Source organism: Paraburkholderia phytofirmans (assembly GCF_046028095.1).
Lineage (GTDB): Bacteria > Pseudomonadota > Gammaproteobacteria > Burkholderiales > Burkholderiaceae > Paraburkholderia > Paraburkholderia phytofirmans_A.
In genome coordinates this window covers 380,544-398,577 of sequence record NZ_JAQQDJ010000003.1, presented here as the reverse complement: position 1 = coordinate 398,577, position 18,034 = coordinate 380,544, and the positions used below count along the sequence as shown (strand labels likewise).

The following is an 18,034-nucleotide window of genomic DNA, read 5'->3' as shown; positions in this document are numbered from 1 at the left end:
AACACGAGCGGCACGCGGCACGTAAGTGCGAAGATGCGTGGTGAACCACCTTGGCGGTTTAGCGGTCCACATAAGTAATCCCCTCCTTTGAGTTGTTCGCCGACACGCGAATCCAATGCTAACGAGCGCTTTCGATGACCGAGCCGGCTGACTCCGACGAGACTACAGTCCCTGCCCCTTCTGCTGTGCCGGAGCGACGCCGCGCACCCAGGCCGCGCCGGATTCCGCGCAGCCGCGAGCAGCAGGCGCGGCTCGACGCGCGCGAACCGGCCTTCGAGCCGCTGCCGTTTTCCATCGACGAAACCGCTGCACAGCGCCCGTTTGCCGAGAAACTCGGCGAGTGGTTCGCGGCGCGCCGTTGGCAGCCATTCGAATTTCAACGCGAGGTCTGGCAGGAAATCGGCCGCGGCGCGAGCGGTTTGCTGCACGCGACGACCGGCGCCGGTAAGACATGGGCCGTCTGGTTCGGCGCACTGGCCGCTTTCGCAACCACGCAAGGTGCACGAAAACGCAGCACGCCCCGTACGCAGCCCGAGCCGCTCACCGTGCTATGGATCACGCCGATGCGCGCGCTCGCCGCGGACACCGCGCGCGCATTGCAAAGCTCGGCGGCGGAACTGGCCGTGCCGTGGAGCGTGGGATTGCGCACTGGCGACACGTCATCGGCCGAGCGCGCGCGGCAGAACCGGCGCATGCCGTCTGCACTGGTCACGACACCGGAAAGTCTCTCGCTCATCCTCACTCGCCCCGATGCACACGATGTGCTTGCACACGTGCGGCTCGTGATCGTCGACGAATGGCATGAGCTGCTCGGCAACAAGCGCGGCACGCAGACGCAACTCGCGCTCGCTCGTCTCGCGCACTGGCGGCCCGAATTGCAGGTATGGGGCTTGTCGGCGACGCTCGGCAACCTGTCCTTCGCCGGCGATGTGTTGCTCGCGCCCGTGAAGACGCCACGCGTGAGCGTGCATGGCGCGCTGCCGAAAGCACTGATCGTCGATACGGTGATTCCTGAAACTATCGAACGGTTTCCGTGGGGCGGCCATGTGGGCATGCGCCAGGTCGGCGCCGTGGCCGAGGCGATCGGCGAGGCTCAGACCTCGCTCGTGTTTACCAATACACGCTCGCAATGCGAAGTCTGGTATCAGGCGCTGCTCGAAGCGCGGCCCGAATGGGCCGGCCTGATCGCGCTGCATCACGGCTCGCTCGATCAGGAAGTGCGCGAATGGGTCGAACGTGGCCTCAAGAGCGGCTTGCTGAAAGTGGTGGTGTGCACATCGAGCCTCGATCTGGGCGTCGACTTTCTGCCGGTGGAGCGCGTGTTTCAGATCGGCTCGCCCAAGGGCGTCGCGCGTTTGATGCAGCGCGCGGGGCGTTCGGGTCATGCGCCGGGGCGGCCGTCGCGTGTCACGATCGTGCCCACGCATGCGCTCGAACTGGTCGAAGCCGCCGCTGCGCGCGAGGCCGTCGAGAAGCGTCAGATAGAAGGCCGCGAAACGCCTGAGAAACCGTTCGACGTGCTGGTGCAGCATCTCGTCACCGTGGCGATCGGCGGCGGTTTCGACGCGCGCGAACTATATGGCGAAATTCGCAGCACCTATGCCTACCGGCAACTGAAGCAGGAGGAGTTCGACTGGGCGCTCGGCTTTGTCGAAGGCGGCGGCACGTCGTTGCGCGCGTATCCCGACTACCATCGCGTGGTACGTGAAAGCGACGGCCTGTACCGCGTGCCGCGCGAGGACCTGGTGCGAAGGCATCGCAACAATATCGGCACGATCGTCGCGAACGGTACATTGAATGTTGCTTATCTCTCGGGCGGCCGGATCGGCGCGATCGAGGAATCGTTTATTTCGCGGCTGAAACCGGGCGATATTTTTACTTTCGGCGGACGTGCACTTGAATTGATCCGCGTGCAGGATATGACCGCGTGGGTGCGGCGCGCGACATCGTCGCGCGGAGCCATGCCGCAATGGGCGGGCAGCCGTATGCCGCTTTCGTCCGAACTCGCCGACGCCACGCTGACGATGCTCGCACGCGCCGCCGCCGGCATCTACGACGAGCCCGAAATGCGCGCCGTACGGCCGCTGCTCGAATTGCAGCAGAAGTGGTCGGCCTTGCCCGAGCCGGGCGTGCTGGTGGTGGAATTAGTGAAATCGCGCGAAGGCCATCATTTCTTTTGCTATCCGTTTGCCGGGCGCACCGCGCATATCGGTTTGGGCGCACTGCTCGCGTGGCGCGTCGCGCGCGAAAAACCGGGCACCTTTTCTATTTCGATGAACGACTACGGCTTCGAGCTGTTGTCCGCGCAACCATTCGATTGGGCGGCGCAACTCGAAAGCGGATTGCTCTCGCCCAAAGAACTGGATCACGACATTCTCGCGAGCCTCAATTCGTCGGAACTCTCGATGCGGCGTTTTCGCGAGATTGCGCGCGTGTCGGGGCTCGTGTTCCAGGGGCATCCGGGGCAGCAGAAGAGCGCGCGGCAATTGCAGGCGTCGAGTGGTCTCTTCTACGAGATCTTTCGCAATCACGATCGCGGCAATCTGTTGCTCAACCAGGCCGACGATGAAGTCCTGCTGCAGGAACTCGACGCCCGCCGCATTCGTATTGCGCTCGAACGCATGAACGCGAGCCGGGTGGTCGTCACGCGGCCGAAAAAGCCGACGCCGTTTGCATTTCCGCTGATCGTCGGACGCCTGCGGGAGAAGGTCAGCACGGAGAAGCTCGCGGATCGCGTCGAGCGGATGCTGGCCGAACTCGAAAAGGCGGCTCGCGTATGAAGCCGGCTTCGCTGCCGGTGGAGATCGCCGGGCATCCTCTCGTACTGTCGAGCCTGCGCGCGATGTTCGATCCGGCGCTGCGTTGTCTCTTCGTCGCCGATGCGCATTTCGGCAAGGACGCCGTGTTTCGCGCGCGCGGCATTCCGGTGCCGATCGGTTCGACCGCCGACAACCTGATGCGTCTGGATATTCTGATCGCGGAGTTCGAACCGGCCATGCTGGTGTTTCTCGGCGATCTGCTGCATGCGCGCGAAGCGCACGCCAGCGAGACGCTCGACGCATTGCATGTCTGGCGCGCGCGTCATGCGCGGCTTCGGGTCGTGCTGGTCGAAGGCAATCACGACCGGCACGCGGGCGCGCTGCCGGCGACGCTCGACATCGAGTATGTGCAGGAGCCTTGGCGAGTGGGACCATGGGCGCTGTGTCATTACCCGCAGAAAGTGGAAGGTGCGTATGCGCTCGCGGGGCATGTGCATCCGGTGTATCGGATTGCGACGCGCAACGATTCGGTACGGGTTCCGTGTTTCCGGTTCGGGACGGCGTGCGGCGTGTTGCCTGCGTTTGGGAGCTTTACTGGAGGAACACGTGAGGACGGTCGTGTCGCTGGGGAGAAGGTTTTTCTGGTGGTGCAGGAGAGGGTAATCGAAGTGGTGTGACGGGGGATTTCGTACTGGTTATTGAGCGACCAGTTTGTGGAGGTTGAAGATGGGAGCGAGCGGACGATGGTCGTTCACTCGCTCCGTTTGGCATCATCGGTAGGGAGGCCGGTCTCCCGGCCTCCGTGCGATGAAGGAGCGTCACTCCGTTAGTGGTTGCCGCCGCCGTGGCCTCCGCCGCCACCGCCGTAGCCGCCACCGTGGCCGCCGAAGCCGCCGCCATGACCTGAGCCAAAGCCGCCGCCGAAGCCGCCACCATGGCCTTGGCCTCCGTTGCCTGAGCCAGGGCCATTTCCGCCCTTGCCGCCGTCGCCGCCGTGACCGTGGCCACCTGCGCCGGGGCCACCGTTGCCGGGACCGCCTGCGCCAGGGCCGCCTGCGCCAGGGCCGCCGTTGCCGCCGTTGCCGGGACCGCCTGCGCCGGGACCACTGCCGCCCTTGCCGCCGTTGCCGGGGCCACCGTTGCCACCATTGCCCGGGCCGCCTGCGCCTGCACCAGGGCCTCCGTTGCCCGGACCGCCTGCGCCAGGACCGCCGTTGCCCGAGCCACCTGCGCCAGGACCGCCGCCACCCTTGCCGCCGTTGCCGGAGCCGCCGTTGCCGCCGTTCCCGCCGTTGCCCGGGCCGCCTGCGCCAGGACCGCCGTTGCCCGAGCCACCTGCGCCAGTACCGCCGCCACCCTTGCCGCCGTTGCCGGAGCCGCCGTTGCCGCCGTTCCCGCCGTTCCCGCCGTTGCCCGGACCGCCTGCGCCAGCACCACCGTTGCCCGAGCCACCTGCGCCAGGACCGCCACCACCCTTGCCGCCGTTTCCGGAGCCGCCGTTGCCGCCGTTACCCGCGCCGCCTGCGCCAGCACCACCGTTGCCCGGGCCACCTGCGCCAGCACCGCCACCACCCTTGCCGCCGTTGCCGCCGTTACCCGCGCCGCCTGCGCCAGCACCACCGTTGCCCGAGCCACCTGCGCCAGCACCGCCGTTGCCCGAACCGCCTGCGCCAGGACCGCCGCCACCCTTGCCGCCGTTGCCGGAACCGCCGTTGCCGCCGTTACCCGGGCCGCCTGCGCCAGGACCGCCGTTGCCCGAACCACCTACGCCGGCACCGCTTCCGCCCTTGCCGCCGTCGCCGTGGCCACCGTTGCCGGGACCGCCCGCGCCAGGACCGTTTCCACCATTGCCGCCGTCGCCGTGGCCGCCTTCGCCGTGGCCACCGTTGCCCGAGCTGCCTGCGCCGGGACCGTTTCCGCCCTTGCCGCCGTCGCCCTTGCCGCCGTCGCCATGACCACCGTCGCCCTTGCCACCGTCACCATGGGCACCGTCGCCGTGACCACCGTCGCCGTGAGCGCCGTCTCCATGGCCACCATCGCCATGACCGCCATCGCCGTGGCCACCATCGCCCTTGCCGCCGTCGCCGTGACCACCGTCGCCCTTGCCGCCGTCGCCGTGACCACCGTCGCCCTTGCCACCGTCGCCATGACCACCTTCGCCGTGACCGCCATCACCATGGCCACCTTCGCCATGACCGCCGTCACCGTGGCCACCATCGCCATGACCGCCATCGCCGTGGCCACCATCGCCCTTGCCACCGTCGCCATGACCACCTTCGCCGTGACCACCATCACCATGGCCACCTTCGCCAGGACCGCCGTCACCGTGGCCACCATCGCCATGACCGCCGTCTCCGTGGCCACCATCTCCGTGACCACCATCGCCGTGACCATGACCACCATCGCCGTGACCACCGTCTCCGTGACCGCCATCTCCATGACCATGGCCGCCGTCGCCGTGACCACCCTCACCATGACCGTCACCGCCATGGCCGTGGCCATGACCGCCGTCACCGTGATGACCGCCATCGCCGTGGTCACCATGATGACCGTGGTGCCCATGATGACCATGACCATGACCGCCGCCGTCGCCACCGTCACCTCCATCGCCGCCGTCACCTCCATCCCCACCGGTCCCGCCACCATCACCACCTGTGCCGGTTCCGCCGTTACCACCGCCGCTACCCGTACTCCCAGAACCGAGTCCCGACGAGCCCGAGCCATTTCCGCCGCTATTGCCCGCGGTCGCCGTCCCTGTCGACGATGTCCCGTTGCCGCTTTGCGTGCCCCCAGCCGCTACCGCCCCCACCCCACCCGCGGCGAATCCACTTCCGCCAGGCATCACGAGGCTTCTGCTTTGCCGAATGCAACCGGGCGAGTCCGGACAATCACCCGGCAACGCTTGCGCCAACATCATCACGTTCGAACTGGCAGACGGCGCGGCCGACGCTGCCGGATTCGTTTGCGCACCCGCCATCGCCGCATACAGACTCACAGCAACTGCGAATACCGCCCGGCGCGTCCCCAGCGCCAGCGCGTCCCCGTTTTGCTTTTTCATTTCATTCTCCTAACTATATGCTTTTAGCGACCGGCCCTGGTAACAAGCGAATCTCTGTTCACTGTTAAAAATGAAACCTCAACGCCCAGTCGTCATTGCCTCGCGTCACGCTAAACCACATGACTTTCGGCATCTCTCGCGCGGAAAACCCCGGTCCGATTCAACGTGATTCGAGAGAAGACAACGGGCTGTGCGCGAACCCCGGTTTTGAAAACGCACAGCTGGGCCTGATGGACGTTGAAGTTATGCGCAGTGCCATTCAGGGACCGTGCGCTACCCCACGCAATGCGATATCGCCGCGGTTTTTACGACGAATTGCGCGTCTGAACTGTCAGAGATCGTCAACTACCGGCCTTATCAATAGGATGAAATTACTTCTTTTAGATACGCACTCCAAACTATTATTCTTTTACATCCTCCTTAATCAACTCGATCGGATGAATCAAGCGATCAGGTTCAAATGCTTCACATACGTGCGTATCCGAACACAAAAGATAAATTGCGCATGCACCAATGCGCGCAATCACACAGACGGCGCAACCCGGACTATCTGCCCTGCGCCGTAATCACCCGCCACTTCAGCAACGCACAAAACCGTCGAGTGAATAAAAGCATTCCGCCATCGGATCGGCCGCCACTCCCTTTCTGAATTCGTTCGCGCTATATGCGCCATCGCACGGACCGGGTGCGAATTCTGATTCGGGCGACAATACGAGCATCGCAACTCCACCGACAACGGGAAAACAGATGCTTCTATCCGAACAATGGGTGCTGGTCACCGGCGGCGCTCGCGGACTCGGCGCGGCGATTACGCGCGCGCTGGTGCGCGAAGGCGCGAGCGTAGTCGTCAACTACCGCAACAGCGAAACAGCGGCGCTCGCACTGAAAGACGAACTCGGCGATCGGGTGTTGCCACTTCGAGCGGACGTCACGGACGCGGCCGCCGTCGCGCGCCTGTTTGAAAAAGCGCAGATGCGAACCGGCCAACCCATCGTATCGGTGGTCAATAACGCGCTGGCCGACTTCCAGTTCGACGGTGACGCTCGCCCGAAAATCGACTCCATCGCCTGGTCGCGTTTCCAGCAGCAACTGGACGGCTCGCTCAAAGGCGCGCTCAATACGATCCAGGCAGCCGTTACCGGCATGCGTTCGCGTGGGTTCGGCCGCATCGTCAACGTGGGCACCAATCTGTTTCAGAACCCCGTCGTTCCCTACCACGACTACACGGCGGCCAAAGCAGCGCTGCTGTCGCTCACGCGCACCGCTGCCCACGATCTCGGTCCGGACGGCATCACGGTGAACATGGTGTCGGGCGGACTGCTGCGCACCACCGACGCGAGCGCGGCCACGCCGGAATTCGTCTTCGACCTGATCGCGAGCTCCACGCCAGTGCGCCGCGTCACGACACCTGAGGAATTCGCGGATGCCGTCCTGTTCTTCCTGTCGCCGTGGTCACGCGCGGTGACCGGCCAGAACCTGATCGTCGACGGCGGCCTCGTGAAGGGCTAAGCGTACGTTCACCACTCGTGCGCTTCCCACGCATGGGCGAGCCGCACCGGGAAGTGTCGCTGCGCACCCACCACGCGGCGGCGCAACCAACACTTTCCTGCAGTATCTTTTTCCGAAGCATTTCCACCATCCGTGGCGCCGGACGGGTTATCGTCACCGTTAAGGCCCGCGCAAGCTTGTCGCGCCAGCTCTCGCGCGCAATCGGTAAAAAACGCGGGTTTACCTCTGTTTGACTTCAGCAGGCAGGCTCGTTTACTGGACGCAAAACAAGCCTTCAGGACACTTCCAATTTGCTTTGGTCAGCTGAATAGTGTTCTGCGAGCTCTTCCACTATCTCAGGAGATCGAGCCATGGTTAATGTGTCCAGCAGCGCCGTCGACGAATTGAAAACCGCCATACGCGGCCAGGTTCTATTGCCCGGCGACGCGACCTTCGACGAAGCACGCAGTATCTGGAACGCGATGATCGACCGGCATCCGGCGATCATCCTGCGCTGCGCGGGCGTAGCCGACGTACGCCAGGGTGTGGCCTTCGCGCGCGATAACGGCCTGCCGCTCGCGATTCGCGGCGGCGGCCACAACATCGGCGGCAGCGCACTGTGCAACGACGGCGTCGTGCTCGACCTGTCGCAGATGAAATCGGTGCAGATCGATCCCACGGCACGTCGCGCGTATGTCGAACCAGGCGCGACGCTGCACGATTTCGATCATGAAGCACAGGCCTTCGGGCTCGCCACGCCGCTCGGCATCAACTCGACCACCGGCGTCGCGGGCCTGACGCTCGGCGGCGGCTTCGGCTGGCTGAGCCGCAGATATGGCATGACAGTGGACAATCTCGTGTCGGCCGATGTCGTCACCGCCGAAGGCGAACTGGTCCACGCAAGCGCCGATTCGCACGAAGACCTGTTCTGGGCGATTCGCGGCGGCGGCGGCAATTTCGGCGTCGTCACGCGCTTCGAGTTCGCCATGCATCCGGTCGGACCGCTGGTGTATGGCGGCCTCGTGGTCCTGCCGATCGAGCAGGCAAGAGACGCCCTGCTCAAATACCGCGCGGCGAACACCGCCATGCCGAAGGAACTGAGCGTGTGGGCCGTGCTGCGGCTCGCGCCGCCGTTGCCGTTCCTGCCGCCCGAAGTCCACGGCAAGCCGGTGATCGTCTTCGCAATGTGCTATACCGGCGCCGTCGAAAGCGGTCCGTCCACGGTGGAATTCGTACGCGCCTTCGGAACGCCGCTCGGCGAACATCTCGGCCCGATGCCGTATGCCATATGGCAACAGGCGTTCGACCCGCTGCTCACGCCGGGCGCACGCAACTACTGGAAATCGCACAACCTCATCGACATCCCGGACGGCCTCATCGACGCGCTGCTCAACGCGATCGACAACCTGCCGTCGCCGCAATGCGAAATTTTCTTCGGGCAGATCGGCGAGCAGACCCAAAGCGTTCCCGTCGAAGCCACTGCTTATTCGAGCCGCGACACGGTGTACGCGATGAACGTGCACGGCCGCTGGGACGATGCGAGCGACGACGAACGCTGCGTCGGCTGGGCCCGCGCATTTTTCGATGCCGCGGCGCCGTTCGCGCTGGGCAGCGTCTACGTCAACTTCATGACGGAAGAAGAAGGCGGGCGCGTCGCCGATGCGTACGGGCCGAACTACGAACGCCTCGTCGCTGTAAAAACCCGCTACGATCCACGCAACCTGTTCCGCCACAACCAGAACATCCGGCCGTCGGCGTAGTCGTAGATTGCGAGGCAACGGGCGCCGGTAATTAGCGCGTTGTCTCGCCAACGGGCGCAGGGCCCGCCGTGAAAACGCGCACGGCGGGATCGGGCACGCAATGTGCTGGTTAGCAATCAACGTACGGGCTTGTCGGCGTCACGCCCTTACCGCCTGAATGGAAACGAACCACGCCACTTTCAAAACGCCAATAAACGCAAAAGGAAAACAATCATGCGCAGACGACAATTCATCATGACCACCAGCGCCGCGCTCGCCACTGCGGGGCTCGGCCTTGCCGGCTGCACGACGACGTCGCCGTCCTCGAGCGCATCGCCTTCGGCCAACGCCGGCAAGCGGGACAGCATCAACGCCGGGGTCGATTCCACGCTGTCGCGTCTCTACGAAAACGTTACCGGCTCGCGTGAACTGGTCGCCAAGGCACGCGGCGTTCTGGTGTTCCCGAACGTCATTTCGGCGGGCTTCTGGGTCGGCGGCCAATACGGCGAAGGCGCACTGCGCGTGGGTGGCCGCTCGGCGGGGTACTACAGCACGGTCGCGGGTTCGTTCGGCTTGCAGATCGGAGCGCAGTCCAAGGCCCTCATCTTCCTGTTCATGACGCAAGAAGCACTCGACAAATTCACGAGCAGCCAGGGCTGGGCAGCCGGCGCGGACGCCACCGTTGCTTTGCTGAAGGTCGGCGCGAACGGCGCAGTCGACACATCTACCGCCACCAGCCCGGTCGAAGCGTTTGTGCTGACGAACGGCGGCCTGATGGCCGGCGTATCGCTCGAGGGCACCAAGGTTTCGCGTCTGATGATCTGAATTTAAGCGTACACGCGCATTGCCAGACAGCCGCCTCGCCGGCTGTCTGGCATCTTTAACTCGCTTAACTGGTGCGGCGCGGAAGCTGCCGCGGCGTTACCCGCCTCCCGGTCGTCCGGACCGCACTGCTGTAAAATCCACGCTTTTTGCAATCTTGCCCGGCCATCGCTGCGCCCAGGCCGGGACACTCATCTGTCCGCAGACGCGTCTCGCTTGCATGCACGCACGATGCACGCCGTCAGCCCGGACTTCCCTCCTCGCTGAAGATGAACACCGCTCGTCCCCCTCACGGCTGGCTCGCCATGCTGCCCGGCATCAAAAGCAATGTCCTCGCAGGACTCACTTCTTCCTTCGCGCTGGTGCCGGAATGCATCGCCTTCGCGCTGGTCGCCCATCTCAATCCGCTGATGGGCCTCTACGGCGCCTTCTTCAACTGCACCATCACGGCGTTGTTCGGCGGACGGCCCGGCATGATTTCCGGAGCCGCCGGTTCGATGGCGGTGGTCATCGTCGCGCTCGTCGTGCAACACGGTGCGCAATATCTGCTCGCCACGGTGATCCTCAGCGGCATCCTGATGGCGCTGTTCGGCGCGCTTCGGCTCGGCAAACTGATCCGCATGGTCCCGCATCCGGTGATGCTCGGCTTCGTCAACGGACTGGCGATCATCATCGCGATGGCGCAGCTCGCGCACTTCAGGCAGAGCACGCCGCAAGGCGAACAATGGCTGCACGGCAGCGCGCTGCTGATGATGTGCGGACTCGTCGCGCTGACCATGGCAATCGTGTATCTGCTGCCGCGGCTCACGCGCGCGGCGCCGCCCGCGCTGGTGGCGATTGTCGGCGTGGGTCTCTTCACGCAGTGGCTGCATGTGCCGACCCGCACGCTCGGCGACATGGCGCACATTGCAGGCGGTCTGCCGAGTCTGCATATGCCGGGCGTCCCGCTGAATCTGGACACGCTGCACGTCGTGCTGCCCTACGCGGTGCTGATGGCGATCGTCGGTCTGCTGGAAACGCTGCTCACCTTCAATCTGACCGATGAAATCACCGAGACGCGCGGCCAGCCGAATCGTGAATGTCTCGCGCTCGGCGCCGCGAATATCGTCTCGGGTCTGTTCGGCGGCATGGGCGGTTGCGCGATGATCGGCCAGACCATGATCAATCTGAATTCAGGCGGCCGCTCGCGCCTGTCGGGTATCGTCAGCGGCGTGATGATCCTGATGTACATCCTGTTCCTGTCGCCGCTGATCGAACGCATTCCGCTGGCGGCGCTGGTCGGCGTGATGTTCGTAGTGGCGCAACAGACTTTCGCGTGGGGCTCGCTGCGGGTGCTGGGCAAAGTGCCGCGCAACGACGCGCTGGTGATCGTGGCGGTCACCATCATCACCGTGTTTTCCGATCTGGCGATCGCCGTGTTGTGCGGTATCGTGATCGCCGCGCTCAATTTTGCGTGGCAGCACGCCCGTGAGATTCACGCACACGTCGAAGATCGTGCCGGCGACAAGATCTACGCGCCGCGCGGCACGCTGTTTTTCGCTTCGACCACGCGTTTTCACGAGCTTTTCGATCCGGTAAAAGATCCCGCGCGCGTCACGGTCGACTGCCGCGATCTGCTGCTGGCCGATCATTCCGCGCTTGCGGCATTGCAAGGTCTGGTCGAGCGTTATCGAAAGGCCGGCAAGGAATTACGTATGAAGAATCTGTCCGAACGCAACCAGCGCTTGCTGAGCCGCGCTGGAATTGCGCTGACTTGACAGCCTGGCGGACACACGCCCGAAACGATGCGCGCGCAACCTGACGGATTCCCAACGGCAACTGGCGCCTGGTGCAAACACTGATCGAAGGTAATATTTCCCGAGACCACTGTTTTTTCGTACTACAGTAGACGTTCTGCGTGCAGTCTTCGGAGGCCACCGTGACACGGCGCGTATCGCTCGACGACGAAACCGAGTTTGCCATCTGGAAACGCAGAAGCAGCGCGGATAGCGGGCAGTCGCATCGCATCCTGATAGGACATCGCGACAAGGCGATTGGTGAATCGCTGGTGCTGTCGCTTTCGCAGAAGGGCTACGAAGCGATCTACGCCGCCGACCTGATCAAGGTGCAAAGTTTTCTGAAGTGGTGGAAGCCGCACGCGGTTTTACTCGACACGCGGCTCGACTCAGTTTCCAGCTACAAATTCGCGCGCGCCGCGCGCGCGGAACGATCCAACGCCGACGTCCTGATTCTGGCCATGAGCAACGTCTGGCCGCTCGACCCGGTCAGCCTGCTGAAAGACGCCGGTTTCGACGGTCATTGCCGGCGCCCCTGTTCGCTATGGCGCGTGGCGGATATCCTCGAACACCACTTCGCCCGGCACTGAGCGGCCGCTCAATGGGCGCTCAATGGCTGGTCAGCGACCTTCCGGCAGCGTGAACACGGCGATCGCCGCGCTGAGCTGTCCGGTCTGCGCCTTCAGCACATCCGCCGACGCGCTCGCTTCTTCCACCAGCGCTGCGTTCTGCTGGGTCGTCTGATCCATGCTCGCCACCGCGATGTTGACCTGCTCGATGCCCGAGCTTTGCTCCACCGAAGCCGCGCTGATCTCGCCCATGATGTCCGTCACGCGGCGCACCGCCTGCACGACTTCCTGCATGGTCTCGCCGGCGCGGCTCACATATTGCGAGCCGCCTTCGATCTGCGCCGCGGACTCTTCGATCAGCGTCTTGATCTCTTTCGCGGCAGCCGCGCTGCGCTGCGCGAGGCTGCGCACTTCGCCCGCCACCACCGCGAAGCCGCGCCCTTCCTCGCCGGCGCGCGCTGCTTCGACCGCCGCGTTCAAAGCAAGAATATTGGTCTGAAACGCGATCCCCTCGATCACGCCGATGATGTCGCCGATCCGATGCGACGACTGCGAAATGCCGCGCATCGTCTCGACCACCTGGCCGACCACTTCGCCGCCGCGTGCCGCCGTCTCCGATGCGTTATGCGCCAGTTGACTCGCCTGCTTCGCGTTGTCGGCGTTCTGCTTCACGGTCGCGGTGATCTGCTCCATGCTCGACGCGGTTTCGCCGAGCGCGGTGGCCTGCTGCTCGGTGCGGCGCGACAGGTCCGCATTGCCGGCGGCGATTTCGTTGGACACTGTCGAAATCAGCGTCGCGCCGCCGCGAATCTGTGCGATCGCGTGTGCGAGGCGCTGCTGCATGCGCTGCATCGCCGCGAGCAGGCTGGTTTCGTCACCGGCCTTCGTCTCCACGATCACGTCGAGCTCACCGTCGGCGATGCGCGCGGCGATCTGCGCCGCGTATGCCGGCTCGCCGCCGAGTTGCCGCAAGATGCTGCGCAGGATCACGCCGATCACGAGCGACACCACCAGGCACAGCAGCAACGCGGCGCCCACGTACTGGATGAGCGTGGTGTAGAACGCGGCGTCGATATCGTCGGTGAAAACGCCGGTGACGATCGTCCAGTCCCACGGCTTGTACAGCCGCACGTAATTGATCTTCGGCGCCATTTCGTTGGAGCCCGGCTTCAGGAACTGCAAGTGGATGAAGCCTTCGCCTTCGCGCTGGGCGAGATCGGAGCCGTCCTTGAATACATGGCGCCCTTGCGGGTCGGTGAAGCCGCTCATGTCCTTGCCTTCGAGGTCGGCCCGCACGCCGTGCATCAGCACGTGGGCGTGCGCGTCCTCGATCACGAGATAGCCGCCGGCGCCGTCGTAGCGCATCGCGCGCAGATCGGCCATTGCCGTGCGTTGCGCGTCGGCGAGCGGCATCGAACCCGCGGCGACCAGGCCGTTATAGCGATCGAGCACGCTGTACGCGACGCTGACCACGCTCTTCAGTTCGGCCTGACGATCGGCGATCATCGTGTCGCGTGTTTTGAAAGCGCCCCACAGGCCGATTGCCAGAATACCCATGCACATGACTGCCAGCGCGAGCCAAAGCCGCACCTTCAGGCGAAACCGTTCCATCTCCGTATCCCTTGTACTTTGTTGTCGATGCGCCGCTCGCGGCGGACGCCGCGGCGGTTCATGTCACTCTTTGGATTAACGGCGGAACGGGAGAAAACTTCAGGCTTTGCCGGTCGGCTTCGAGCGCCGGGCCAAGGCGGGTGCGCGGCAGGCCCTGACCGGAGCGCTGACCAGGCTGACTCCGCTTTTTGGCTGAGCGCGCTGGTTCCGCTTACGAGAAGACGCGGCTCGCGCCGCTCACTATCAGCGGGATCGTGAATAGACACGCGTGCGCCAGCGCCTTTCGCTCAAATCGGAGTCGTGCTTGCGGATCGAACCGGCCTCACTCCGCCGGCAGCGTCAGCGCGGCAACTTCGCAGCGCGGCCACTGCCGCAAGACGTCAGGCGCCAGCAACAGCTTGGCCGCGCGCACGCCCGCGCCCATGACGATCTGGGTCCGCTCCATGACGGCGGCATCGACGAGAATGCGCCAGCCGTCCGGCAGGCCGAAGGCCGTAATACCGCCGAACTCCATGCCGCTGTGCTCGACCGCCGCCTCGCGCTTGGCGAAAGAAAGCCGCTGCGCGCCCAGCGCCGCCTTCACCGCACCGTTGATGTCGAGCCGCAGCGACCCCAGCGAGACCACCGCCGCGTAATGCTCGGCGCCCTCTTTCTTGTAGCGGATCACGATCGTGTTCGCGCAGTCTTCCAGGCCAAAGCCGTAGCGCTCGCTGAATGCGGCGGTATCCGACGCGTCGTCGGTGACGGAGAAAACCGTGATGCCTTGCGCCGGCAATTGCTCGACCACATGCGCAGGCAAATGCGCGCCCAATTGTTCTGCTGCAATGACGTCCAGCCGCTGTACGAGTTCGTGCGAGTGCATAGTGAGCAAAGTGTATGAGGATCCCTCCGCATTCTAACGGCACACCTCGCCCGAGGTGTGCCGGCCGCGCCGGCACGCGGGCGGCGCGCGCCGGCCGCGCTTGTTATAGTGACAGGCACAAGGTTTGCGAAAGCTTAGACGCGAAGACTGCGGCGAAGCTGCCTGATCTGTCCGCACACACCCGTTCCGCATCCGCCACCTCGTATTGCCCGCGCGGCGCCAGTACCCATTGGGAAACACGACCATGGACATCGACACGCTTTCCGCCGAGAACCTCCAACAGGTGGCCCGCAAGCAGGCCAACTGGGCGATCGGCGCCTTCAAACAGTTTGCCGAAGACCGCTGCGCGGCAATGGCCGCCAGCATCGCTTTCTATGCGGCGTTCTCACTCGCGCCCACGCTGGTGATGGTGATCGCGGTGGCCGGCTGGTTCTTCGGCGCCGAAGCCGCGCGCGGCGAGTTGTTCAATCACATCCACGGATTGCTCGGCGACCAGGCCGCCGCGGGCGTCCAGACGATCGTCGAGAACGCGCATCACAGCGGCAGCGCCGGTGGCATCGCGGCGGTCATTTCGCTCGTGACGCTGGTAATCGGCGCCTCTGCGACCTTTTCGTCGCTCAATAGCGCACTGAATATAGTCTGGCCGAATACCGGGCCGCGTTCGTCGAGCGTGATCGCGCTGGTGCGCGTGCGTCTGATTTCATTCGGGCTGGTGCTGGGCGTCGCGTTTCTGCTGATCGTGTCGCTGGTGCTCGATACGGTCATCACCTTCGTCGGTAAATGGCTGTGGGGCGACTCGCCGTATATCGTGATCGGCAATCTTCTCCAACTCGGCGTTGGCTTGCTCGTGCTGGCGTTCGCCTTCGCCGGCTTGCTCAAGTTTCTGCCGGATGCCCGCGTGCGCTGGCGGGATGCGTTCGTCGGCGGGATAGTCGCGGCCGTGCTGTTTTCGGCGGGCAAGAAGCTGTTCGCGCTGTATCTCGCGCACGCCGGCATGGCCACCTCGTTCGGCGCGGCCGGTTCGCTCGCCGTGCTGCTGATGTGGCTGTACTTCTCCGCCGCCGTGCTGCTGCTAGGCGCGGAATTTTCGGCGGCGCGCGGGCGCATGCACGATCCGCGCGGAGGCTGGGGCATGCAGACCGACACGCCGCCCGGCAGCCGCGCCAAGCTTGCCTCGGTGCTGGCGGCATCGACTGTTGCTGCGGATGCGGTGCCGCACGCCGATGCGCAAGCGAACGGACGCGCCGCGTTCGACGACGCCGCGCTCACTCCCGCCATGCGCGCCGCGACAGCGGGCGCGCTTGACGGCGCGGCGCCGCCGGCGACGTTCCCGGCTCAAGCCAGAACCAGGCCGTCGGCGCGGGCAACAGCGCTCAAGGTCGGCCGTACGGTCGTGCTGGCCGAAGCGCGAGCGACGCGCATCGCCGCCGTCACGCTGATCGAAGCGAGCCGCAAAGCCGTTGCGGCCGACCGCTACGTAAGGCGCCATCCGTGGACCTCGGTGCTCTTCGCGGCGACCGCCGGGCTGGCTGCAGCAATGGTCGCGCGCCGCAACACCGACAACAGCGAACGCTGAAGGCCTCGGGTCGCAACCAGCCAGGCTTTGCGGGATGCACCTGCAGGCGTGACGGGTTGCGCCCGCTCACAACGACGAAAACCTGTCTAGCGACTCCGTCAAGCTAGATCTGGCTCGATTTTTATAGAAACGCTACAAACCGAGCCGGAAAATTAGACGACTACATTACATTTCACATACAAATCAGTGTCGAAAGTACACGTATTGGAGCACTCACTGTCAACAAAACAACAATAATGCCGAGTCAACGAATAAATGTTGCTGAAACAGAAATAATCGTTAACGCGCTTTAAATACAAGGCTTTGCGTGGTTTGTCAGTTTTTGGAGACACTCTTTTTTTTCCAGTTCTTGCCGATTGACCCGGTGAGCTATTCTCCTTTCCGCAACAAAGAAACTAATCATCTGCGTGGAGAAATGGATGAAACGAATCGCACTGTCTACCCTCTCGCTGGCGCTCCTGAGCGCCACTGGCGTGGCACATGCTCAAAGCAGCGTGACACTGTACGGTTTGATCGATGAATCGATCCAGTACGCTCACAACACCGTCGACGCGAACGGCAACAACGCGAATCAAGTTGGCCTGGTCGCCGGCAACCTGCAAGGTTCCCGTTTCGGCTTGAAGGGCACGGAAGACCTCGGCGGTGGCCTGAAGGCAATCTTCCAGTTGGAAAACGGTTTTGACGTGAACACCGGTAAGCTGGGTCAAGGCGGCCGTATGTTCGGTCGTCAAGCCTACGTCGGCCTGACGGGTGATCAGTGGGGTACGTTCACGCTGGGTCGTCAATACGACCCGCTGGTCGACCTGGTTCAGCCGCTGACGGCTGACAACTACTTCGGCTCCACCTTCACCACGCCGGGCGACGTCGACAACAACGACAACTCCTCGCGCACGAACAGCGCCATCAAGTACACCTCGCCGGTGTGGGGCGGCTTCCAGTTCGAAGGCATGTACGCTCTGGGCGGCGTGGCTGGCGCAACGGGTTCGGGTCAATCGTGGTCGGGCGCTGCAACGTACGCAACGGGCCCGTTCAGCGTGGCTGCAGGCTACTTCCGCCTGGACAACGGCAACACGCTGGCTAGCCGCACGTCGGCAGGCGCGGTGGGCTGGAACGGCAGCACGTCGGACGGCACGTTCGACAACCAGGTCAACGGCGCATACGCCGCGGCCAAGTCGATCGGCATCGCTTCGGTCGCTGTGCAATACGTCGCAGGCCCGTTCACGGCCAACCTGCGTTACAGCAACGCACAGTACAAGCCGGATGCGAACTCGGGCTTCGGTTCGACCGAGAAGTACAACATCGGCGGCGCATACCTGGGTTACCAGGCAACGCCGGCAATGCTGGTTGGCGTGGGCTACATCTACACCAAGGCTAGCGGCGATTCGAGCGCAACGTATCACCAGGTTTCCCTGGGCGGCGACTACAACCTGTCGAAGCGCACGGACATCTACCTGGTTGGCGCATATCAGCACGCAAGCGGCCAGCAACGTACCTCGGCCGGCACGCTGGTCGACGCAGGCGCAGCAATCGGTTCGTATGGCTACAACTCGGCTTCCAGCTCGCAAGAACTGGTCAGCCTGGGCATCCGCCACAAGTTCTAATCGAACTTGACGGACTGCTGAAGCAACACGCAGTTGAAAACCAGCCACGGGTGAAAGCCCGTGGCTGGTTTTTTTTCGTCCCAAGCTCTTCGATTCTTCTGGACGATCCAATGAAAAAGGCCGTCACAAAGCCCGATTCAGGCTCCTGACGACCTTTGGTGTACTGGCTTCCGC

At 64.1% G+C, this 18,034-nt stretch carries 12 protein-coding genes; 10 read left to right on the top strand and 2 right to left on the bottom strand.

Annotation, left to right across the window (positions count from 1 at the left end):
• Positions 1 to 134 precede the first annotated feature (134 nt).
• The 8 genes from PQR54_RS10665 (at position 135) to PQR54_RS10630 (ending at position 12,231) form a co-directional block, all read left to right on the top strand.
• Positions 135 to 2,780 (top strand): ligase-associated DNA damage response DEXH box helicase, encoded by a 2,646-nt coding sequence (locus tag PQR54_RS10665; RefSeq protein WP_408245341.1) that lies wholly within the window; start codon positions 135 to 137, stop codon positions 2,778 to 2,780.
• Positions 2,777 to 3,436, top strand: a complete 660-nt coding sequence (gene pdeM, locus PQR54_RS10660) for a ligase-associated DNA damage response endonuclease PdeM (protein ID WP_408245340.1) — start codon at positions 2,777 to 2,779, stop codon at positions 3,434 to 3,436. Before PQR54_RS10665 ends, pdeM begins: the two co-directional genes overlap by 4 nt.
• A gap of 317 nt (positions 3,437 to 3,753) precedes the next feature.
• Complete coding sequence (locus PQR54_RS10655) at positions 3,754 to 5,844, top strand: hypothetical protein (RefSeq protein WP_408245339.1); 2,091 nt, start codon at positions 3,754 to 3,756, stop codon at positions 5,842 to 5,844.
• Positions 5,845 to 6,564: 720 nt separating this feature from the next.
• The gene (locus PQR54_RS10650) at positions 6,565 to 7,326 is read left to right on the top strand and encodes a 3-oxoacyl-ACP reductase (RefSeq protein ID WP_408245338.1); all 762 of its coding nucleotides are present in this window, start codon (positions 6,565 to 6,567) and stop codon (positions 7,324 to 7,326) included.
• Between the two features lie 350 nt (positions 7,327 to 7,676).
• Entirely contained in the window at positions 7,677 to 9,065 is a 1,389-nt protein-coding gene (locus tag PQR54_RS10645; protein WP_408245337.1) for an FAD-binding oxidoreductase, read from the top strand.
• 213 nt (positions 9,066 to 9,278) lie between these two features.
• Complete coding sequence (locus tag PQR54_RS10640) at positions 9,279 to 9,869, top strand: BPSL1445 family SYLF domain-containing lipoprotein (protein ID WP_408245336.1); 591 nt, start codon at positions 9,279 to 9,281, stop codon at positions 9,867 to 9,869.
• 266 nt (positions 9,870 to 10,135) lie between these two features.
• On the top strand, positions 10,136 to 11,623 hold the full coding sequence (locus tag PQR54_RS10635) for a SulP family inorganic anion transporter (protein WP_408245335.1): 1,488 nt from the start codon (positions 10,136 to 10,138) through the stop codon (positions 11,621 to 11,623).
• A gap of 161 nt (positions 11,624 to 11,784) precedes the next feature.
• The gene (locus PQR54_RS10630) at positions 11,785 to 12,231 is read left to right on the top strand and encodes a histidine kinase (protein ID WP_408245334.1); all 447 of its coding nucleotides are present in this window, start codon (positions 11,785 to 11,787) and stop codon (positions 12,229 to 12,231) included.
• Positions 12,232 to 12,261: 30 nt separating this feature from the next.
• On the opposite strand, the gene PQR54_RS10625 is transcribed toward PQR54_RS10630, so the two are convergent.
• Positions 12,262 to 13,821 (bottom strand): methyl-accepting chemotaxis protein, encoded by a 1,560-nt coding sequence (locus tag PQR54_RS10625; protein ID WP_408245333.1) that lies wholly within the window; start codon positions 13,819 to 13,821, stop codon positions 12,262 to 12,264.
• 322 nt (positions 13,822 to 14,143) lie between these two features.
• Complete coding sequence (locus PQR54_RS10620; protein ID WP_408246049.1) at positions 14,144 to 14,683, bottom strand: YbaK/EbsC family protein; 540 nt, start codon at positions 14,681 to 14,683, stop codon at positions 14,144 to 14,146.
• Positions 14,684 to 14,927: 244 nt separating this feature from the next.
• Between PQR54_RS10620 and PQR54_RS10615 the strand changes: the two genes are divergently transcribed.
• Complete coding sequence (locus PQR54_RS10615) at positions 14,928 to 16,259, top strand: YihY/virulence factor BrkB family protein (RefSeq protein WP_408245332.1); 1,332 nt, start codon at positions 14,928 to 14,930, stop codon at positions 16,257 to 16,259.
• Positions 16,260 to 16,678: 419 nt separating this feature from the next.
• A complete protein-coding gene (locus PQR54_RS10610; RefSeq protein WP_408245331.1) occupies positions 16,679 to 17,860 on the top strand; it encodes a porin in 1,182 nt (393 codons plus the stop codon).
• Positions 17,861 to 18,034 lie beyond the last annotated feature (174 nt).